The sequence below is a fragment of the Anaerovorax odorimutans genome (assembly GCF_024459955.1).
GTDB lineage: Bacteria > Bacillota > Clostridia > Peptostreptococcales > Anaerovoracaceae > Hominibacterium > Hominibacterium odorimutans_A.
This window is the reverse complement of sequence record NZ_JANFXK010000142.1, coordinates 1-271: the sequence shown is the minus strand read 5'-3', so window position 1 is coordinate 271 and position 271 is coordinate 1. Positions and strand designations below refer to the sequence as shown.

Here is a 271-nt window from a genome sequence, read left to right as displayed (position 1 = left end):
TCCGAAAAAAAAGGAAGATTTGATTCGGGAACGCTGGGGAAAGTGGGCATTTTTATTTATCGGTGCGGCAGGGATCGCAGTTCGGTATATTGCGCCTTATGTGAAAGATAAATTTACGGATTCGGCTGTCGTCGTGGCGGATGAAGCCGGGCAGTATGTGATCCCTTTGTTGTCCGGTCATGTGGGAGGAGCGGCAGAGCTCGCGGATCAGATAGCAAATCTGCTAGGCGCTGTCAGTGTGCATACGACTGCTACAGATGTGAGAAAAAAG

Annotated in this window: 1 pseudogene; it reads left to right on the top strand. The window is 49.8% G+C overall.

Going from position 1 to position 271, the window contains the following annotated elements:
- Positions 1–271 (top strand): annotated as a pseudogene (locus NE619_RS18235) (cobalt-precorrin 5A hydrolase); the annotation flags it as partial.